Source organism: Serratia entomophila, from assembly GCF_021462285.1.
GTDB classification, from domain to species: Bacteria; Pseudomonadota; Gammaproteobacteria; order Enterobacterales; family Enterobacteriaceae; genus Serratia; species Serratia entomophila.
Window position 1 is genome coordinate 3,205,857 of record NZ_CP082787.1, and the last position, 16,330, is coordinate 3,222,186.

Below are 16,330 nucleotides of genomic sequence, written 5' to 3' on the forward strand. Positions count from 1 at the left end.
CGCATCCTCACTTAACGCTCAGTTCGGCGGCCAAGGGCGCGCCGGTCGGCCAGCGGTAGCCCACCGCCGGGTGCGGCTCCGCCAGGCGCGGGCCCTGATTGAACAATTTTTCCCGCAGGGTGCCGGCGGCATAGTCGCGCTTGTAGACCCCGCGCTTTTGCAGCTCGGGGATCAGCAGCTCCACCACGTCGGTGAAGGTTTCATGGGTGACGGCATAGGCCAGGTTGAAACCATCGACGTCGGTTTCCTCCACCCACGCCTGCAGCTCGTCGGCCACGGTCTGCGGGCTGCCCACCAGCAGCGGGCCGAAACCGCCGATGCCGACCCATTCGGCAATGCCCTGCACCGTCCATTCACGGCTGGGATCGGCGCTGGAGAAGGTTTCCACCGCCGACTGAATGGCGTTGGTGTGCAGATGCTTCAGCACCTGCTCCGGCTGATACTGGCCGAAATCGATGCCGGTCCAGCCGGACACCAGCGCCAGCGCGCCTTCGTAGCTGGTATAGGATTTGTATTCCCGCCATTTTTCCTGCGCCTGCCGGTCGGTTTCGCCGACGATCACCGTCTGCAGGTTGAAGATCAGGATGCTGCGCGGGTCGCGCCCGGCCTCGGCGGCGCGGCGGCGGATGTCGGCTACGGTTTTTTTCAGCAGCGTTTTCGAGGGCGAGGCGACAAACACGCATTCGGCGTGCTCGGCGGCGAACTGCTTGCCGCGGCTGGAAGCGCCGGCCTGATACAACACCGGGGTGCGCTGCGGCGAAGGCTCGCTCAGGTGAATGCCCGGCACCTGGAAGAACTCCCCCTGGTGATTGATCGGATGAATTTTCGACGGATCGCTGAAGATGCGCCGCTGGCGGTCGCGCAGAATCGCGCCGTCTTCCCAGCTGCCCTCCAGCAGCTTGTAGACCACCTGCAGATATTCATCGGCATAGTCGTAGCGCGCATCGTGATCGGTCTGCGCCTGGTGGCCAATATTGCGCGCGCCGCTCTCCAGGTAGGAGGTGACGATATTCCAGCCGATGCGTCCCTTGGTCAGGTGGTCAAGCGTCGACAGCCGGCGGGCGAAAGGATAAGGATGTTCGAACGACAGCGAGGCGGTCAGCCCGAAGCCGAGATGCTCGGTGACCAGCGCCATCGGCGTCACCAGCGCCAGCGGATCGTTGACCGGCACCTGGGTGGCCTGGCGAATCGCCGCGTCGCCGCTGCCGTTAAGCACGTCGTAAATGCCCAGCACGTCGGCGATAAACAACCCGTCGAACCTGCCGCGCTCCAGCAGGCGCGCCAGATCGGTCCAGTATTCGAGATCCTTGTACTGCCAGGAACGGTCGCGCGGGTGCGCCCACAGCCCCGGCGACTGATGGCCGACGCAGTTCATATCAAAAGCGTTAAGACGAATTTCACGTTGCGATGACATAACGATCTCCACAATTATCTGCCCGGCCGCGGGCGGTGCCGGGCCGGAGGGGGGTCTTAGGGTGTTAAAAACGGGAATGGGCGATCAGTTTGCAGCCGGACATCGCGCCAGCAGGTATTGCGCGACGCTTTGGGCGTGTTCCGCCACCTGCGGCAGCCCCATCAGTTCGCCGAAGCGGCCGCGCGCCGCCGGGCCGGCCACCAGCAGGCGCGGGTTGGCCCGATCGTGGCGGTCAATCGCCTGGCTGTCGGCGTTGACCAGCAGGCCCAGGCCCAGCGGATCGGCGCGCAGCGCGCCCTGTTCCGCCAGCCCGCTGAGCAACGGGCCGCTGGCGAGCAGCCCGGCGTGCGCCGGCCCGGTGGTGACCACCAGCCGCTGTACCCGCAGGGTTTCCGCACCGCCACCGCGCAGCGCCAAATCCAGCCTGACGCCCTGCGGCTCCAGCTCCGCCCGTTGCAAACGCGCTGCCAGCACCTGCAGGCTGCCCGCCGCGCGTTTTTCTTCCAGCAATGTGCTGACCTGCGGTGCGATGCGGTAGCGGTGCACGTCCCAGTAGGCGCGCAGATGGCGCAAGAAACGCCGTTGCTCCACCGGGCTGAATGCTTGCCACAGCCGTTGGCCGTTGGCGCGAACGTCGTCCAGTACCGCCTGCCAGGGCACCTGCTGCACGGCGGCGCGGGCGACGTCAAGCCGCACCCGCCGCAGCCAATGGCCGAGTTTCGGCGCCGCCGGCGCTATCGGCCAGGCCGGGTAATCCCCCTCGGCGTTGGGGCGCGGCAGCAGGCCATGGCGAGAAAACGCCACTATCTGCCCGCGATGCCCGCGGCGCTGCAGCGCCGCCGCCACATCGGCCATGGTCAGCCCGGTGCCGACGATCGCCAGCGGCTCATCCGCCGCCACCTGTTCCAGCGCGTCGGCCGCCCAGGGGTTGGCTATCAGCCGGGCGCTCTGCGCCAGCCCGGCCGCAATCTGCCGCGGCGGCGCCGGCGGCGGATGACTCACCGCCAGCACCGCATAGTCGCCCCACAGCCGTTCGCCGCCGGCGGTGGTCACCGTCGCCCCCTGCGCATCCGGCTGCAGGCTCACCGCCCGGTCGCGCAGATGGCGCAGACGGGCGCGGCCGGAACGCGCCGCCTGATGAAACCGTTGCTCAACGTAGCGGCCAAAGGCGCCGCGCTGCGGGTAGGCCTTACCGTCGCGCCACAGCGCCTGGGGATCGGTTTCCAGCCCGCCGCCGCTGCGGAACCAGCGGTCGAAATCCCCCTGCGGCTCACCGGCCAGCTGCATTTTGTCGGCGGGCACGTTGATGCGGTGCGCCGGTTCTTCAGTGGAGTACGCCACCCCATAACCGGGCGCGGCGCGCGGTTCGATCACCGTCACGTCCACCTCGCCCTGCGCCAGCTGAATGGCCAGCGCGGCGCCGGTGAAACCGCCGCCGATGATGATGATGTGCGCACGCGTCGCCATCAGCCCTCCTTCACCGTCTGGCCGGGGCGCTTGTCGCCGCCGATGGTCTCGCCGAACGGGCCGGTATTCACCGTACGCGCCGTCTGATTCGCCGGTTGAGAAAGCGGCAACAGCGGCATCACCAGTTCGGCGAAGCGGTGCGCCTCTTCCAGGTGCGGGTAGCCGGAAAGGATAAAGTTGTCGATGCCCAGCGCCTGATACTCGCGAATGCGTTCCGCCACCTGCTGCGGATTGCCCACCAGGGCAGTGCCGGCGCCGCCGCGCACCAGGCCGACGCCGGCCCACAGGTTGGGGCCGATGCGCAGGGCGTCGCGCGAGCCGCCGTGCAGCGCGCTCATGCGCTGCTGGCCGGTGGAATCCATACGGGCGAAGATTTTCTGCGCCGCCGCGATGGTGTCTTCGTCCAGATGGCTAATCAGCCGGTCTGCCGCCGCCCAGGCTTCTTCTTCGGTCTCACGCACGATAACGTGCAGGCGGATGCCATAGCTGAGCTTGCGCCCCTGCTGCTCGGCGCGCTGGCGCACCACCGCCAGCTTTTCCGCCACCTGTTCCAGCGGCTCGCCCCAGGTCAGGTAAGTGTCGATTTGAGCGGCGGCGATGTCGGTAGCCTCCGGCGAGGAACCGCCGAAATAGAGCGGCGGGCCGTTCTTCTGCACCGGCGGAAACAGCAGCTCGGCGCCCTCGACGCGAATATGCTTGCCGTTGAAGTCGACCTTCTCCCCCTGCAGCAGGCGCTGATAAACCTCGAGAAATTCCTGCGTTACCTCATAGCGCTCGCCGTGGCTGAGGAAAATGCCGTCGCCCTTGTTCTCCACCGGATCGCCGCCGGTCACCACGTTGATCAATAGCCGCCCGTCCGACAGCCGGTCCAGCGTCGCCGCCATGCGCGCCGCCAGGCTCGGCGGCTGCAGGCCGGGGCGCACCGCCACCAGGTAGCGCAGGCGGCGGGTGATCGGCGCCAACGCCGCCGCCACCAGCCAGGAGTCCTCACAGCTTTTACCGGTCGGGATCAGCACGCCGTAATAGCCGAGGTTGTCGGCGGCCAGCACCACCTGCTGCAGGTAAGGCAAATCCACCGGCCGCCCGCCCTGGGTGGTGCCGAGATAACGGCCGTCGCCGTGGGTCGGCAGGAACCAAAAGACGTTGATGCTCTCTTTCACTGACTCAGTCATTTATGCATTTCCCATATAACCATTACTGATTTTTATCGATAGAAAAATTTCGTTTGGTTATAAATCTGTTAGCAGGATGCATGCCAGCCTGACGTTATTTTTAATATCTTAAAAATCAAACAATTGATGAATTTTGTCGTGCGCAACGCTGCTGCATTGGCAACAACCGGTGCTGATGAACTGCTGCAAATGCAGCAAAGCCCGCGGCTGCCCCCCTCGCCGCCGCCGTTGCGCTGGGATAAGATTTTTTCTCCGTTCACCGCAGGAGCCGCCCATGCATAACCCACAGCCGTACGCCTCCGACAAACCGGTATTGATCGATCCGGCGTCGATCGCCTTTCAAAGCGTGCTGGACAGGCTGGCGCCCACCGACGCCACCGTATTGATCGTCGGCGAAACCGGCACCGGTAAAGAGGTGGTGGCGCGCTACCTGCACCACAACAGCCCGCGCCGCCACCAGCCCTTTCTGGCGGTGAACTGCGGCGCCCTGACCGAGAGCCTGGCGGAGGCCGAGCTGTTCGGCCATGAAAAAGGCGCTTTCACCGGCGCCACCAGCACCCACCAGGGCTGGTTCGAAGCGGCGGAAGGCGGTACCTTGCTGCTGGATGAGATAGGCGAGCTGAGCCTGCAGCTGCAGGTCAAACTGCTGCGGGTACTGCAGGAGCGCGAGATCACCCGCGTGGGATCGCGCAAGCCGTTAAAGGTGAACGTGCGGGTGATTGCCGCCACCCACGTAGATCTGGCCAGCGCCATCCGCGAACGGCAGTTTCGCGAAGATCTCTATTACCGGTTGAACGTGGCGGCGGTGACGCTGCCGCCGCTGCGCCAGCGGCCGGACGATATTCCGGTGCTCGCCAACCACTTTTTATCGCTGTACGCCCGCCGTCTCGGGCGGCCGCGCCTGCGGCTGGCGCCGGAGGCGCTGCAGGCGCTGCTGGACTACCATTGGCCGGGCAACGTGCGCGAGTTGGAAAACACGCTGCACAACGCGGTGCTGCTGAGCAAGGATGCGCTGATCGCTCCCCAGCAGCTGCGGCTTAACCAGAGCCTGCAGGAACAGAACGCCACCGGCGACGACGCCATCGGCCATTTTATGCGGCAACAGCTGCAGGGTGACGGCGGCCGGCTTTACCAGCGGGTGCTGGATTCGCTGGTGCGCAACGCCTTTGACGCCTGCGACGGCAATCAGCTGCAGACGGCGGCGCTGCTCGGCATCAGCCGTAACACCCTGCGCACCCATCTGGCGCATTTGGGGTTAATCAAACCGCGCCGCCGCACCCTTAGCGCCACGGGCCGTACGCCAAACGCCGCGCAACCGCACGAACGCGAGCTGCGCATCGGCTATCAAAAATTCGGCAACCTCGGGGTGCTGAAGGCGCGGCAAAGCCTGGAGCAGCGTTTTGCCGACCAGCAGATCAGCATTCTATGGAGCGAGTTTCCCGCCGGGCCGCAGCTGCTGCACGCGCTGAACAACGACGAGATCGACTTCGGCACGACCGGCGAAGTGCCGCCGATCTTCGCCCAGGCGCAGGGCCATGCGCTGGTGTACGTCGCCTTTGAACCGCCGGCGCCGCAAAGCGTGGCGATGGTGGTGCCAAACGACAGCCCGATCCGCAGCGCCGCCGACCTGCGCGGCAAACGCATCGCCGTCAACAAGGGCTCCAACGTGCACTATCTGCTGGTGCAGATGCTGGATGAACAGGGGCTGTCGCTGAACGACGTGCGCATCGTCTACGCACCGCCGAAATACCCGCTGTCGGCTACCGATTATCAGGCGGTCGACGCCTGGATGATGTGGGATCCGCTGCTCAGCGACGCCCAGCGTTCGGGCGAACTACGCGTCATCGCCGACGGCACTCAACGGGTATTGAATCAGCAATTTTACCTGGCGCGCCGCAGCTTTGCCGAACAGTCGGGCGATCTGTTGCAGCACATCATGCAGGCGCTGCAACACACCGGCCGCTATATCGCCGCGCAGCCGGTGGAGGCCGCGCGCCACCTCTCCAGCGAGCTGGGGCTGGCGACCGCCTCGCTCGAGCTGGCGCTGTCGCGCCGCAGCCACGAAACCCGGGTGATGAACCTGCAGGTGATCCGCCAGCAGCAAAGCATCGCCGACCGCTTTTACGCCCTGGGCCTGCTGCCCAGAGCGATCAACGTGCGCGACGCGGTATGGCCGATGTGAACCACGGCTGCAGAATTCAGCGTGACATACCCGATGGATTTCGGGTTGCAGCCAGGCGGCAAGTATGTGGATGAAGGCTATCAGACATAGGGTTCGCCGAGGGTGAGCATCAGCCGGTTAGCCCAGGCGAAGAACGCCGTCGACTGCACCAGATCCAGCAGCGCCAGCTCATCCAAACCCTGAGCGCGCAACGCCGCCAGTTGCCCGGCGCCGGCCTGCGGCGGCGTGGCGGACAGCGCGGCGGCAAAGGCGATCTGCGCTTGCCAGGCGTCATCCTGCCCCTGTTCCAACGCGCCGCCCGGCGCCACCGCCAGCAGCCGATCTATCTCGGCTTCGCGCTTCGACAGCTGCGCCGCCTTGCGCGCATGCACCGAGGCGCAGTAGATGCAGCCGTTCACCTTGCTGGCCACCGTGGCCGCCAGCTCGCGATCCTGCCGCGCCAGCCCGCCGGAGGTGTAAAAAATCGCCCGGTCCGCCAGCGTGCGCTGCTCCAGCACCGGGTGGTTGCGCGCCAGCAGGCGGAAATAGTCCGAATCGGCGTGACCAAAGCGCGCCAGCAATGCTTTGCCGTCTTCGTCGAACTCCGCCAGCGATTTGGCGGCGAGCCACGGCTCCCAGCCCAATTCCTGCCGGGTAAAGGCCGGCGGCGCCTGGCGGCCGCCCAGCGTGAGCGGCTCGGTGCGCCAGCGGCCGGCCGTTACCGGCTGATGCGCCGCAGGTTCGGCCGCTTGGCCGCCCAACAGCCGGTAGCCCAGCAGCAGGCGGCTCTGGAAACTGACAAAGGCGATCAACTGCGACAGAGTGACGATGGCATCCGGCGACCAGCCGGCCTGCTGCAACGCCCGCAGGTGCTGGGCGTTGGCGTTGGCCGGTTGAAACGCCAGACGTTCGGCGTGATCCAGCGCCGCGCGCAGCCCTTCGCTTTGCTGCTCGCCGCCCTGCCGCTCCAGCACGGCCGCATAGTGCGCCGCCAGCCGGTGAGCGCCATGCCATTCAGCGACGCGCCGGGCCAGCTGCAGGCGCTGCGCCAGCGGGAAATCCCCGGCGTCGGCGGGGGCGAACAGCGCCAGATAGCTGGCCTGAATGGCGTCGGTAGCCGCCTGGCGTGCGGTTCTGGCCTGCGCCAGCGTGGAATCCGGCGCGATCTCCGCCAGTTCGGCCAGCAGGTCGGCCTGGTTCGGTAAAGTCGTCATAGCTTTTCCTCAGCGTGATGTTCATAAGCAACGGCAGGCGTGCCGCGCCGCCAGCCCAGTTCAGGGGCTACGTGGCGGGCGATGAGATCGATAGAACGCAGAATATGGGCGTGCGGCGGATCGATGGAGTGCACCTGAAACGCCAGATCGGTGACCCGCGCCAGCGCGCTGTCCCGCTGCAGCGTGGCGATCACCTGATCTGGCGTGCCCAGGTGCACGTCGAAGGCGCGGATCAGGCCGTCGAGCGAGGTATCGCCCAGCCGGTGGCCGCTGGCGCGCATCCGCTCCAGGCCGCGGTTCAGCCCGACGGCGGCGAAGTCGCGCGCCTGTGGGCCGTTCTCGCTGACAAAAGCGGTGCGCGAGCCCATGATGCGCGGCGTGATGCCGGCCGGCAGCGCCGCCAGATAGGCGTCGATGATCGGGTTTTGCAGTTCGTCCAACGGCAGGTCCGGCGCGTCCGCCGGGCGCGGCTGAGTGCGCGACAGCATCAGGCCGTCGCCCGCGCGGCCGGCGCGTTCACCGCCCTCGACCGAAAAGGTCGCCTGCCAGACGCGCTGCGCCAGCTGCGGCGCCGCCGGATACAGACGGTTCTCCTCGCCGCCCAGCGCTTCGCCGCGCCAGGCGCCAAGCAGGGTGCGAAAGTTGTCGGCGAACACCGCATTGCGCTGCCCGGCGTCAAAGCCGAAAGCGCTGAAAGAAGATGGCGTGCCGCCGGCGGCCACCCCAACCTCCAGCCGGCCGTCGGACAGCAAGTCCAGCACCGCCGTATCTTCCGCCACCCGCACCGCCGACTCCATCGGCAACGTGATCACGCCGGTACCCAGCCGAATGTGGCGGGTACGCGCCGCCACCTGCGCCAAAAACACCAGCGGCGAAGGCAGGCCGCCCTCGTCTTCGTGGAAATGGTGCTGCGCCACCCAGGCGGTGTCGAAACCGGCTCGCTCGGCGTGCACGATCTGTTCGGTCGCCAGCCGGTAACGCTCCTGAGCGCTGCCCTGATCCAGCAACCGGGTGAAAAAACCGAGCCTCTTGCCGCTCATATCGCCTCCTCGAATTTTGGCTGCCCGGCATACGGCGTGCGGCCGGGAATGGCTGAGATCAGTTGGCGGGTGTAATCGCTGCCCGGCATGGCGAACAGCTCGGCGGTGGCGCCGCCGTCCACCCGTTCACCGCGATGCAACACCGAAACGCTGTGCGAAATCCGCCGCACCGTCGCCAGATCGTGAGAAATAAACAGGTAGGTCAGATCCCGCTCCTGCTGCAGCTCCTGCAGCAAATGCAGGATCTGTGCCTGCACCCTGACGTCGAGCGCCGAAGTGGCTTCGTCCAGCACCAGCACCCGGGGTTGCAGTACCAGCGCCCGGGCGATCGCCACCCGCTGCCGCTGGCCGCCGGAGAGCTCGCGCGGCCTGCGGTTCAGCAGGTCAGGCGGCAGCGCTACCCGCTCGAACAGCTCGCGCACCCGATGTTCCCGCTCCTTCTTGCCGAGCGGTTCAAAGTTCAACAGCGGTTCTTCAATCACCCGGTACAGCGTCTGTGAAGGGTCAAGCGAGCCGAACGGGTTTTGGTAAACCAGCTGAATGCGCCGACGGAACTGGCGCAGCACTTCGCCCTTCAGGCCGGTAACCTCGACGCCGTCGATCAGGATCTGCCCGGCATCCGGCCGCTCGAAGCCCAGCAGGCAGCGCGCCAGCGTGCTCTTGCCCGAGCCGGATTCCCCCACCAGCGCATGGGTGGTGCCGCGCGGCACGCTGAACGACACGCGATCCAGCGCGCGGGAGCCCTGGCCGCCGGGCAGCCGAAAATCCTTCACCAGCGTCTGGACCTCGATCGCCGGCGGCTGCCCGCTGCGTTTCGGCGGCGGCGCGACGGCGCCGCTCAATGAAGGCACATCGGCGAACAGTTGGCGGGTGTATGCGTTGGCAGGCGCGCGCAGCACCTCAGCGGTAGCGCCCTGTTCCTGCACCCGCCCATGGCGGAACACCAACAGCCGATCGGCGCGCTCCGCCGCCACGCCCAGATCGTGCGTCACCAGCAGCACGGCGGTGCCGAACTCGCGCCGCAGCTCGTCGATCAGATCAAGAATGCGTTTTTGCACCGTCACGTCCAGCGCGCTGGTCGGCTCGTCGGCAATGATCAACGCCGGCTGCAGCGCAATGGCGATGGCGATCAACACCCGCTGCTTCATGCCGCCGGAAAGCTGGTGCGGATACTGGCGCGCCCGCAGTTCCGGGTGCGTCAACCCGACGCGGGTCAACAGTTCCGTCACCCGCCGTTGTACCTGCCCGCGCGGCAGCCGGCGGTGAATATTGACGATCTCCGCCACCTGCTCGCCGATGGTTTTCACCGGGTTGAGCGAGCTGGAGGGATCTTGCGGGATCAGGCTGATCTGCGCGCCGCGCACCGCGTCCAGCCGCCGCGATGACCAGCCGGCGATATCGGTGCCGTGCAGCCGAATGGCGCCCTGTTCAAGGCGGCCGTTGTCGGGCAGCAAACCGATAATCGCCTGCGCGGTGGTGGTCTTGCCGGAGCCGGACTCGCCGACCAGCGCCACCACTTCCCCCGGTTGAACCGAGAATGACACCTCATGCACCACCCTTCGGCTGCCTTCGTCACCCTGATAGGCGATGGAAACCTTATCCAGCGCCAGTACCGGCGGCCGCGCCGCTTGCGTGCTCATCGCGCTTTTCCTCCCAGCGAACGGCTGATGCGGTTAGCCGCCAGCACCACCGCCACCACCACAATGCCCGGGAAGGTGGTCAGCCACCAGGCGGTGGAAATGTAGTTGCGCCCTTCGGCGATCAGCAAGCCCCATTCCGGGGTCGGCGGCGGGGTGCCGTAGCCGAGGAAACTCAGGGTGGCGATCGCCAGAATGGCGCTGCCGAACTGCAGCGCCGAGAAGGCGATCGCCGAATTCAGCGAGTTCGGCAGGATGTGCCGCCACAGCACCGCCCAAAAGGTGCCGCCGCTGCCGTAGGCCGCTTCGACGTAATCGCTGTGGCGCACTCGCACCACTTCCGCCCGCGCCAGGCGAGCAAAGTTGGCCACCGAGGTGATGCCCACGGCGATGGCGGCGTTGACCGTACCGAAACCGAGCAGGATGATGATGCTCAGCGACAGCAGCAGGCCGGGGATCGACAGCAGCACGTCGACGACGCGCATCACGGCGTCGTCCGCCACCCCGCCCAGCGCGCCGGCGATCAGGCCAAGCGCAGTGCCAAGCACCAACCCCAACGCCACCGCCACTACGGCGCCGGCCAGGGTTTGCGAAGCGCCGTACACCATGCGCGCATACAGGTCGCGCCCCAGTTGATCGGTGCCCAGCCAATGCTCACCGCCGGGCGCCAGCCGCTGCGCGCCGGCAATGCCTTCGGTGCCGCTGTAGGCAGTGAACAGCTGCGGCGCCAACGCCCACAACGCCACCAGCGCAATGACCGCCCAGGCCAGCAGCAGCGTCAGGGGAACGCGGCGGCGGCGGCTCGGGCGGCTGGCGGGCAGCGCGCCTTCACTTTCTGCGCCGGACAGATCGCGCTCCGGCACCGTGGCTTTCTCAAAGGAGATACTGCTCATAGGGATGCTCCTGCCTGGGTTTTCAGCCGCGGATCCAGCAGCGGGAACAGCAGATCCACCAGCAAGTTGATGGTGACGAAAGCGGCGGCCGAGATCAGCACTATCGCCTGCAGCACCGCCACGTCCTGATTGACCACCGCTTGCTGGGTCAACTGCCCCAGGCCGCTGCGGCCAAACACGGTTTCGGTGATCAGCGCCCCGGCGATCAGTTCGCCGAACAGCATGCCGGCGATGGTCAACGCCGGCAGCATGGCGTTGCGCGCCACGTGCCGCCACAGCACCCCGCTGCGGCTGGCGCCCTTGGCCCGCGCCACCGCGACGAACGGCTGGGTTTGCACCGCATCGATGCTGCGGATCAGAATTTGCGCCAGCGGCGCGGAGATCGGCAGCGCCAGCGTCACGATCGGCAGAATCAACCCCTGCCACTCGCCGGGGTTAATGATCGGTATCAGCTTCAGGCGAAACGAAAAGATCTGAATCAGCACAATGCCCAGCCAGAAGGTGGGCACCGAAACGAACAGCGACGGCAGCGTCTGCAGCGCCGAGCGCAGCCAGCCGAATCCCGTCAGGTTGGAAGCGAAAGCGATAAGCAGCGCCAGCAGCAACGCCACCGCAAAGCCCAGCACCGCCAGCTGCAGCGTGGCGGGCAGATTCGCCGCCAGCAGCGCGGTAACCGGCACCCCGGCCTGCATCGAGTAGCCCAGATCGCCATGCAGCACGCTGCCCAGGGTATGCAGATACTGCCGCCACAGGGGGACGTCCGCACCATAGGCCGCTCGCATGTCGGCAATCTGCGCCGGGCTCAGCCCCATGTCCGGGTTCTGGAATTTAATCAGGATCGCATCCCCCGGCAGCACCTGCAGCAGGATGAACGACAGGGTAAAGGCCGCCCACAGCACCAGTGCCGCCTGCCCGATGCGCCCCGCCAGATATCGGTTCATTGCGCCCCCTTAATGCTTCTCTAACCAGGCGCCGTAGAAGCTCGGGCGGCCGACCGCCTCGAAGCTCACCCCCTTCAGATAAGGCGCGCCGGCGAACACCTGCGGCTCCTCGAAAAACGGGATCACGTAGGCCTGGTCAATCAGATAGTTCTGCGCCTCGCCGGCTGTCTGCAGGCGTTTTTGCGCGTCAACCTCGGAGGCGATGCCGAGCAGCAGGGCGTTCAGCCTGTCGTCGCTAAAATTGCTGTTGCTGCTGGTACCGCCCTTCTGCAGCAGCCCGTCGCGGTTGGTCGGGTAAAACTGGCTTTTGATCACGTCCGGATCGGCGCGCCCCACCTCTACCACCGTCGCCGGGGTTTTCTGTGGATCGAGGTTATCCGCCACCCGGCTGCCGGCGTCGCCCGCCAGAATGTTCAGCCGCGCGCCCACCTTGCCCCACTGCTGCGAAACCAGCTGCAGCACCGCCTTGTTCTGCGGCTGCGGCAAGGATTCGTATACCGTCAGCAACAGCTTCTTGCCGTCTTTTTCCCGCAGCCCGTCGCCGCCCTTTTTCCAACCCGCTTCGTCCAACAGCCGGTTGGCCAGCTGCGGGTCGAATTTCAGCTTGTCGGACAGATCGACAAAGCCGGCGGCCGAGGAGGCGATCACCGATTTGGCCTGCGGGTAGTTGGCGGAGAACAGCGTATCGACGATTTGTTTGCTGTCGGTGGCGTGCAGCAAAGCCTGACGCACCCGCAGATCGGCCACCAGCGGGTTGCCCGGCCGGAAGGCGACGCTGTCGTTGACGCCGCGCGTCGGTGCGGCATAAATGATAAACCCCTGATCCTGCGTCTGCTTTTCGTCATAAGCCTGGATCTGGCGGATAAAATCCGCCTGCCCGGCCTGCAGCGCGCCGATTCGCACGCTGTCTTCCCCGGTGACGATCACTTTAACGCCGTCCAGATTGGCGCGGCCTTGCTGCGCCAGGCGCGCCGGCCCCCAGCTATAGTCCTTGCGCACGCTGAGATCGACCTCGCGCCCCAGCGTTTCGCCGCTGACCACAAAGGGGCCGGAGCCGATGATATGGCGCGCGTCGCCCAGTTCGTCGTAGCTGCGGTTCAGCGTGCTGAGCGATACCAGCCCGGAGCCGATGGTGGCGGTGCCCTGCAGGAAGCCCGGTGACGATCGCGTGAAGAAGAATTTCACCGTTAGCGGATCCACCACTTCACTGCGCTGGTAGTTATTGATCACCTCGGAAACCGGCAGGCGTTTCTCCTTGTTGCCCAACCCGTAGGTGTCGAAGTTCTTCGCTACCGCGTTGGCGTCCAGCGGCGTGCCGTCGGAGAAGGTCACGCCGGGGCGCAGCTTGAAGGTGTATTCGGTTTTGTCGGCGTTGCTGCTCCAGGACTCGGCGATCCAGGGTTCAATCTCCAGCGTCTTGGGGTTCTGATAGGTCAGCTTGTCGGTGATCTGGTTGAGAATGCCGCCGTTGGGATAAAAGCCGCCGGAAGGCGGATAAAGATTGGTGTGCGCCTGCTGCTCAAGGTAGACCAGCGTGCCGCCCTGCACCGCCGCCAGCGCCGGTTGCATCCCCGCCGCCAGACCTAACGCCACCGCGATCCCGCTGGTTAATGCATTGAAAGAAAACTTAAACATAGAGTGCCACGCCTTCATTATTCAGAATGTTATGGGTGATATAACAAGCCAAATCGGCAGAGAGTAGAACGAACTATTTTCGCTAACCTATGGCGCAAATCGCACAAGGCGATGCGGCTTGGCAGAAAAGATGTTTTGTTATAACGTATCGCAAAAAGCGAGGGGAGTGAAAAGATGAAGATTCAGCTATCGCTGCTGTTCCTTGGCCTGGCGGCCGGGCAGGCAGCGGCGTTTCAGTCCAAAGTGCCGGAGCCGCAGCCCGAACAGGCGCGCGCGGCGGAAAGTACCCTCGAGACCATGTTCTATGGTTTTCACGCGCTGGACGCCCAGGCGGTGAAAACCGGCACCTGTGCGACGGTGCCGGTGGCGGGTTGCCAATGCGCATTCTGCACCCTGCTGCGCCAGGCCGGCGCGGCGCAATAAACCCGCCGCAGATCAGCCCATTTCATACTGCACGATCAGCTGCCCTTTTTTCATCTTCACCGCGGTGATGTTGACCTCGCCCAGCTCGCTCAGCGAGGCCACGTGGGTGCCGCCGCAGCCGTAGGCCGGCAGTTCGCCGAAACCAACCTGACGCTTGCCCTCCACCTCCTGCTGGCGGCGTGGCAAATCGGCGGCGATCAGCTGCGCCAGCTCCGCCTGCAGATAACCCTGCTCCAGCGTTTGTGCGCCGGCGCCCGGCGTGAAGGTGATGCGCCCCTCACCGGGCCAATGGTGCGCCTTCACCGGCTGCCAGCCGCGCGTCTCGCCCAGCCAGCCGATCAGGTGCCCGGCGGAATGCCAGCGGGTGTGCAGGCGGCGTTGTTCGCCATCTACCCGGGCGACCACTGGCCCCAGCGGCAGCGGTTCGGCGGTGAAGTGCAACACCTTATCGCCCTGCTGCGCTACCCGCAGCACCGCCACGTCACCCAGCGTGCCGCCGTCTGCGGGCTGCCCGCCGCCCTGCGGGTGGAACGGCGTGGCGTCCAGCTCGATCGCAAAGGCGCCGTCTTCCGCCAGGGTGCAGGCCAGCACCCGCGCCTCGGCCTGTAAGTCATCGCTGTAGTAATAACGTCGTTCGGTCATCATTTTCTCCTGGTTAGGGGAGCTATTATATTCGTGCCATAATCGCAGGATAATCCGTCATCATCACAATGGACCTTTGCGCCATGAGCACAAATCTTTCGCATTCGCTGCTGGCCGAAATGGCCGTTTTCGTTGAGGTGGTGGAAAGCGGCAGCTTCTCCGCCGCAGCACGCCGCCTGGGCGCCTCGCCCTCCGCCGTGAGCCGCAGCCTGGCCAGGCTGGAACAGGCGCTGGCGCTGCGCTTGTTGCACCGCACTACCCGCAAGCTGCGCTTGAGCGAAGCGGGGGAAGAGGTGTTGCTGCACTGCCGCAACATGCTGGCGGCGGCGGAGGCGGTGATGGCCGTCAACGGCCAGGGCGCCGCAGAGCCGGAAGGCGCGATCAGCGTCAGCGTGCCGAAGGCGGTGGGCAGATCCGTGCTGCACCCGCACATGCCGGAATTCCTGCGCCGTTACCCGAAGGTAGACGTGCGGCTGCGGCTGGAAGACCGTTATATGGATCTGATTGACGATCGGGTCGACTTGGCGCTGCGCATCACCGATCGCCCTTCTCCCGGGTTGATCGGCCGTCAGTTAATGAGGATAGATCATCTGCTGTGCGCCACCCCGCACTATCTGGCGCAGCACGGCGCGCCCCGGCAACCGCAAGATCTCACGGCGCACAGCTGCATTTATCTCGGTGAAACCCCCAACGACGCGCGCTGGAAATTTCGCCGCAGCGGCAAAACGGTCACGGTGGCGGTGCGCGGCCGTTACGCCGCCAACCATACCGGGGTGCGGCTGGACGCGGTGAAGCAGCATATCGGCATCGGCAGCTTGCCGTATTTTACCGCGCGCCAGGCGCTGGACAGCGGTGAGCTGGTGCAGGTGCTGCCGGAATGGGATTTCCTCAGCAGCTATCACGGCGGCCTGTGGCTGCTGTACGCGCCCAACCAGCATCTGCCGCCCAAGCTGCGGGTGTTTATCGATTACCTGGTCGCCCGCCTGGCCAAAGAACCGCAGCTAAAGCGCCTTGCGTAGGGTGATGTTGATGCGGTGCGGCCCCACCAGCGAATGGTAGCCTTCCTTGACCGGCATGATGCCGTGAAAGCACAGCCGCGACGGGCCGCCCCACACCACCACGTCGCCGTGCGCCAACGGGATGCGCTGCGCCCGATCGCTGCGCTGCAGGCCGCCGAACTGAAACACCGCCGGCAGGCCGAGCGACACCGAAACGATCGGCGAACCGAAATCATGCTCGTCCTTATCCTGATGCAACGACAGCTTGCTGCCGGGATCGTAGCGGTTCATCAGGCAGGAATCCGGCACAAAGGGCGCGAACCCGGCCTGCTGCGCGGCTTCGTCCGCCAGCGCCAGCAGAATGTCCGGGATCGGCGGCCAGCGCTTGCCGCTGCGGGAATCGCGCTCCGAGTAGCGATAGCCGCGGCTGTCGCTGCTCCAGCCATTGCCGCACCAGCTCATCGCCACCGACATCACGTGGCCGCCCGGCGTGGTCATATGCCGCCACGGCACCTGCGCTACCACGCCCCGCACCGCCGCCAGCAGTTCCGGCCCGTGATCGCGCACGAAGCCATGCATCACCACCGCCCCCGGCGCAATCTGCTCGCGCCACGGCGGCGGCAACGAATCTTCAAAGAGATCGATAGTCATCGCCAAAACCTGTATGAATACACAGTATCCATTTTAAACGCC

Annotated in this window: 15 protein-coding genes; 4 read left to right on the top strand and 11 right to left on the bottom strand. The window is 65.8% G+C overall.

The window, feature by feature from the left end:
* Positions 1-7: 7 nt before the first annotated feature.
* The 3 genes from KHA73_RS15620 to ssuD all read right to left on the bottom strand — a co-directional run bounded on the left by KHA73_RS15620 (position 8) and on the right by ssuD (position 4,053).
* Complete coding sequence (locus KHA73_RS15620) at positions 8-1,414, bottom strand: LLM class flavin-dependent oxidoreductase (RefSeq protein ID WP_234585287.1); 1,407 nt, start codon at positions 1,412-1,414, stop codon at positions 8-10.
* Positions 1,415-1,498: 84 nt separating this feature from the next.
* Positions 1,499-2,881, bottom strand: coding sequence for an FAD/NAD(P)-binding protein (locus KHA73_RS15625; protein ID WP_234585288.1), 1,383 nt, complete (start codon positions 2,879-2,881; stop codon positions 1,499-1,501).
* On the bottom strand, positions 2,881-4,053 hold the full coding sequence (gene ssuD, locus KHA73_RS15630; RefSeq protein ID WP_234585289.1) for an FMNH2-dependent alkanesulfonate monooxygenase: 1,173 nt from the start codon (positions 4,051-4,053) through the stop codon (positions 2,881-2,883). The genes KHA73_RS15625 and ssuD overlap by 1 nt, the downstream gene beginning before the upstream one ends.
* A gap of 126 nt (positions 4,054-4,179) precedes the next feature.
* Between ssuD and KHA73_RS15635 the strand changes: the two genes are divergently transcribed.
* Both KHA73_RS15635 and KHA73_RS15640 read left to right on the top strand, forming a co-directional pair.
* A complete protein-coding gene (locus tag KHA73_RS15635; protein ID WP_234585290.1) occupies positions 4,180-4,335 on the top strand; it encodes a hypothetical protein in 156 nt (51 codons plus the stop codon).
* Entirely contained in the window at positions 4,328-6,235 is a 1,908-nt protein-coding gene (locus tag KHA73_RS15640) for a sigma-54-dependent Fis family transcriptional regulator (RefSeq protein ID WP_234585292.1), read from the top strand. Before KHA73_RS15635 ends, KHA73_RS15640 begins: the two co-directional genes overlap by 8 nt.
* 80 nt (positions 6,236-6,315) lie before the next feature.
* Here KHA73_RS15640 and KHA73_RS15645 read toward each other — a convergent pair whose 3' ends face one another.
* Genes KHA73_RS15645 through KHA73_RS15670 form a run of 6 tightly spaced genes read right to left on the bottom strand, consistent with a single transcriptional unit; the run spans position 6,316 to position 13,508 of the window.
* The gene (locus KHA73_RS15645) at positions 6,316-7,428 is read right to left on the bottom strand and encodes an alkylhydroperoxidase domain protein (protein ID WP_234585293.1); all 1,113 of its coding nucleotides are present in this window, start codon (positions 7,426-7,428) and stop codon (positions 6,316-6,318) included.
* Entirely contained in the window at positions 7,425-8,468 is a 1,044-nt protein-coding gene (locus tag KHA73_RS15650; protein ID WP_234585294.1) for a putative FMN-dependent luciferase-like monooxygenase, read from the bottom strand. The genes KHA73_RS15645 and KHA73_RS15650 overlap by 4 nt, the downstream gene beginning before the upstream one ends.
* A complete protein-coding gene (locus tag KHA73_RS15655) occupies positions 8,465-10,108 on the bottom strand; it encodes a dipeptide ABC transporter ATP-binding protein (RefSeq protein ID WP_234585295.1) in 1,644 nt (547 codons plus the stop codon). Before KHA73_RS15655 ends, KHA73_RS15650 begins: the two co-directional genes overlap by 4 nt.
* Positions 10,105-10,998 carry an ABC transporter permease gene (locus KHA73_RS15660; RefSeq protein ID WP_234585296.1) on the bottom strand — a complete coding sequence of 298 codons (894 nt, stop codon included), beginning with the start codon at positions 10,996-10,998 and terminating at the stop codon, positions 10,105-10,107. Before KHA73_RS15660 ends, KHA73_RS15655 begins: the two co-directional genes overlap by 4 nt.
* Positions 10,995-11,939 (bottom strand): ABC transporter permease, encoded by a 945-nt coding sequence (locus KHA73_RS15665; RefSeq protein WP_234585297.1) that lies wholly within the window; start codon positions 11,937-11,939, stop codon positions 10,995-10,997. Before KHA73_RS15665 ends, KHA73_RS15660 begins: the two co-directional genes overlap by 4 nt.
* A 9-nt stretch (positions 11,940-11,948) precedes the next feature.
* Positions 11,949-13,508: a TIGR04028 family ABC transporter substrate-binding protein gene (locus KHA73_RS15670; RefSeq protein WP_380737898.1), complete on the bottom strand. Its 1,560-nt coding sequence runs from the start codon at positions 13,506-13,508 to the stop codon at positions 11,949-11,951.
* Between the two features lie 240 nt (positions 13,509-13,748).
* On the opposite strand from KHA73_RS15670, the gene KHA73_RS15675 reads away from it, so the two are divergent.
* Entirely contained in the window at positions 13,749-13,997 is a 249-nt protein-coding gene (locus KHA73_RS15675; protein WP_234585299.1) for a hypothetical protein, read from the top strand.
* A 12-nt stretch (positions 13,998-14,009) separates the two neighbouring features.
* Here KHA73_RS15675 and KHA73_RS15680 read toward each other — a convergent pair whose 3' ends face one another.
* Positions 14,010-14,639, bottom strand: a complete 630-nt coding sequence (locus KHA73_RS15680; RefSeq protein ID WP_234585300.1) for an alanyl-tRNA editing protein — start codon at positions 14,637-14,639, stop codon at positions 14,010-14,012.
* 83 nt (positions 14,640-14,722) lie between these two features.
* On the opposite strand from KHA73_RS15680, the gene KHA73_RS15685 reads away from it, so the two are divergent.
* Positions 14,723-15,658 (top strand): LysR family transcriptional regulator, encoded by a 936-nt coding sequence (locus KHA73_RS15685; protein WP_234585301.1) that lies wholly within the window; start codon positions 14,723-14,725, stop codon positions 15,656-15,658.
* Here KHA73_RS15685 and alkB read toward each other — a convergent pair.
* Positions 15,641-16,288, bottom strand: a complete 648-nt coding sequence (gene alkB, locus KHA73_RS15690) for a DNA oxidative demethylase AlkB (protein WP_234585302.1) — start codon at positions 16,286-16,288, stop codon at positions 15,641-15,643. The two genes, KHA73_RS15685 and alkB, sit on opposite strands and share 18 nt — an antisense overlap.
* Positions 16,289-16,330 lie beyond the last annotated feature (42 nt).

What these genes read in the sequence shown, in the direction of transcription:
- KHA73_RS15625 (WP_234585288.1), bottom strand. Translation starts at nt 2,881, where the DNA reads ATGGCGACGCGTGCGCACATCATCATCATCGGCGGCGGTTTCACCGGC.
- KHA73_RS15640 (WP_234585292.1), top strand. Translation starts at nt 4,328, where the DNA reads ATGCATAACCCACAGCCGTACGCCTCCGACAAACCGGTATTGATCGAT.
- KHA73_RS15620 (WP_234585287.1), bottom strand. Translation starts at nt 1,414, where the DNA reads ATGTCATCGCAACGTGAAATTCGTCTTAACGCTTTTGATATGAACTGC.
- KHA73_RS15665 (WP_234585297.1), bottom strand. Translation starts at nt 11,939, where the DNA reads ATGAACCGATATCTGGCGGGGCGCATCGGGCAGGCGGCACTGGTGCTG.
- KHA73_RS15645 (WP_234585293.1), bottom strand. Translation starts at nt 7,428, where the DNA reads ATGACGACTTTACCGAACCAGGCCGACCTGCTGGCCGAACTGGCGGAG.
- KHA73_RS15660 (WP_234585296.1), bottom strand. Translation starts at nt 10,998, where the DNA reads ATGAGCAGTATCTCCTTTGAGAAAGCCACGGTGCCGGAGCGCGATCTG.
- KHA73_RS15680 (WP_234585300.1), bottom strand. Translation starts at nt 14,639, where the DNA reads ATGACCGAACGACGTTATTACTACAGCGATGACTTACAGGCCGAGGCG.
- KHA73_RS15685 (WP_234585301.1), top strand. Translation starts at nt 14,723, where the DNA reads ATGAGCACAAATCTTTCGCATTCGCTGCTGGCCGAAATGGCCGTTTTC.
- KHA73_RS15675 (WP_234585299.1), top strand. Translation starts at nt 13,749, where the DNA reads ATGAAGATTCAGCTATCGCTGCTGTTCCTTGGCCTGGCGGCCGGGCAG.
- alkB (WP_234585302.1), bottom strand. Translation starts at nt 16,288, where the DNA reads ATGACTATCGATCTCTTTGAAGATTCGTTGCCGCCGCCGTGGCGCGAG.
- KHA73_RS15635 (WP_234585290.1), top strand. Translation starts at nt 4,180, where the DNA reads ATGAATTTTGTCGTGCGCAACGCTGCTGCATTGGCAACAACCGGTGCT.
- KHA73_RS15650 (WP_234585294.1), bottom strand. Translation starts at nt 8,468, where the DNA reads ATGAGCGGCAAGAGGCTCGGTTTTTTCACCCGGTTGCTGGATCAGGGC.
- ssuD (WP_234585289.1), bottom strand. Translation starts at nt 4,053, where the DNA reads ATGACTGAGTCAGTGAAAGAGAGCATCAACGTCTTTTGGTTCCTGCCG.
- KHA73_RS15655 (WP_234585295.1), bottom strand. Translation starts at nt 10,108, where the DNA reads ATGAGCACGCAAGCGGCGCGGCCGCCGGTACTGGCGCTGGATAAGGTT.
- KHA73_RS15670 (WP_380737898.1), bottom strand. Translation starts at nt 13,508, where the DNA reads ATGCAACCGGCGCTGGCGGCGGTGCAGGGCGGCACGCTGGTCTACCTT.